The organism is Chamaesiphon sp. VAR_48_metabat_403 (assembly GCF_031422475.1).
GTDB lineage: Bacteria > Cyanobacteriota > Cyanobacteriia > Cyanobacteriales > Chamaesiphonaceae > Chamaesiphon.
The window spans coordinates 1-2,314 of sequence record NZ_JANPLS010000345.1; the positions used below are offsets into that span (position 1 = coordinate 1).

General features: G+C 47.4%; 1 protein-coding gene. It reads right to left on the minus strand.

Annotated features, from left to right (window positions below; translation table 11 throughout):
* Positions 1-2,314, minus strand: a 2,314-nt coding sequence (gene alaS, locus RMO79_RS16750; RefSeq protein WP_310484345.1) for an alanine--tRNA ligase, incomplete at both ends; no start/stop codon positions are given.

Here is a 2,314-nt window from a genome sequence, read left to right on the forward strand (position 1 = left end):
TAGTACGATCGCACCTTCACCGAGTTTATTTAATAGCCGTTCCGCCGCAGTTTGGAGCGCATTAGCATCGACATCACCCAGTTCGGCGATAATAATTTTAAAATCACCAACAGTTTGGGCTTGTGATAGTAATTGCTCGGATTTAGCGATCGCAAGTTCGCCTTTCACCATCTCCAATTGTTTCTGGTTGGCTTTAAGTTCGGTTTGCATTGTCGAGATCCGATCGAGGATTTCTTCGGGTTTAGCTTTAAACCGATCGCTCAATTCTTTGACTACTTTATCGCGGACATTGAGATAGTCTAAAATTGCATTACCCGCCACAGCTTCGATCCGCCGCACTCCCGCAGCAACTCCGGCTTCACTGATGATTTTAAATGCCCCAATTTCAGCAGTATTATTCACATGAATACCACCGCACAATTCCATCGATACGCCAGGAAAATCGATGACGCGGACTTCATCGCCGTATTTTTCACCAAACATCGCGACGGCACCTTTAGCTCTAGCTTGCGCGATCGGCATGACCTCTATTTCGGCTGAATGTGCTTCAGTAATCCAGGTATTTACTAACTCTTCTACCTGTTGAACTTCCGCAGGTGTAAGGGCGCGAGGAGAGTTAAAATCGAACCGCAATCTGTCGAATGAAACTAACGAACCTGCTTGAGAAATTTCAGGATCTACCAGGAGTTTTAAGGCTGCTTGTAATAAATGAGTTGCGGTATGATTTGCTTGAGCGCGACGACGACAAGCGGTATCGATTTGGGCGGTAATTGTATCGCCAACTCGCAAGTTTCCACGCTCGATCGATCCGAAGTGAACGAAGAATGCTGACTCCTTTTTAACATCATCGATCCGGACTAATAAATTATCGCCCGACAAGTAACCGCGATCGCCGATTTGTCCGCCAGATTCGGCATAGAAGGGGCTTTTATCGAGGATAATTTGGACGTTTGTACCTGCATCGGCTTCGGTATCGGCGGCACCATCGACTAATATTGCCACGACTTCCGCTTGACTATTCATCGACTTGTAGCCGATAAATTCCGTTGCCTGGAGGTGTTCGGCAAAACTATCGAGGGTACCTTGTACAGTGAGATCGATTGTCTCACGATTACCGCGACCAGTCTCGATCTGTACCTGCATTGCGCGATCGTAACCCGCTGCATCTACTGTCAAACCTTGTTCTTCGGCAATCTCCTGAGTTAATTCTAGGGGGAAACCATAAGTATCATAAAGTTTAAACGCATCATCCCCAGCAATTATCGTATCGCCCGATTGTTTCAGTCGCTCGATTACTTCTGCCAGTAGTTTCTCGCCAAGCGCGAGTGTTTTTAAAAACTGGATCTCCTCTCGTTGGAGTTCGGCAAAGATTTTATCGGATTTTTCCCGCACATTAGGATATGCAGATTCAGACATCGCGATCGCACTTTCAGCTACTTTAGTGATAAATTCACCCTCGATGCCGATTAATCGCCCATGTCGCACGACGCGACGAATCAGACGACGAAGAACATAACCTCGTCCCGTATTTGATGCGCGGATAGTATCTGCAATCATGTGAACGACAGCGCGAACGTGATCGCCGATAACTTTGAGCGAAGTTTTAGTTGACTCATCGCTAGAATTGTAATCAACTCCCGCAATATCCGCCGCAGTTTGGACGATCGGAAAAATCAGATCTGTCTCATAATTATTCGGTACATCTTGCAGGATTTGCGCCATCCGCTCCAAACCCATCCCCGTATCGATGTTCTTGTTCGCCAACGGCGTGAGATTGCCATCAACATCGCGGTTGTACTGCATGAACACCAGATTATAAAACTCAATAAATCTGCTGTCATCCTCCAAATCGATATTGTCATTCCCCAGTTCGGGATGGAAATCATAATAAAGCTCAGAACATGGCCCACAAGGGCCTGTAGGCCCCGAAACCCAAAAATTATCATCAGCCCCCAACCGCTTAATTCGCAGGGGATTCACGCCAATTTTGTCCCGCCAGATCGCAAAAGCTTCATCGTCATCCTCAAACACGCTGACAACCAACCGCTCAGGCGGGAGATTAAACACCTGCGTCGAAATTTCCCAACCCCATTCGATCGCTTGTTCCTTGAAATAGTCCCCAAAGCTAAAATTTCCCAACATCTCGAAAAACGTATGATGCCGCGCCGTCCGCCCCACATTCTCGATATCATTGGTACGGATACATTTCTGGGAAGTCGTCGCACGGGGAAAATCGGGCTGGCGTTGACCCAAGAAGATCGGCTTAAATGGTAACATCCCCGCGATCGTCAACAACACCGTCGGATCTTCCGGC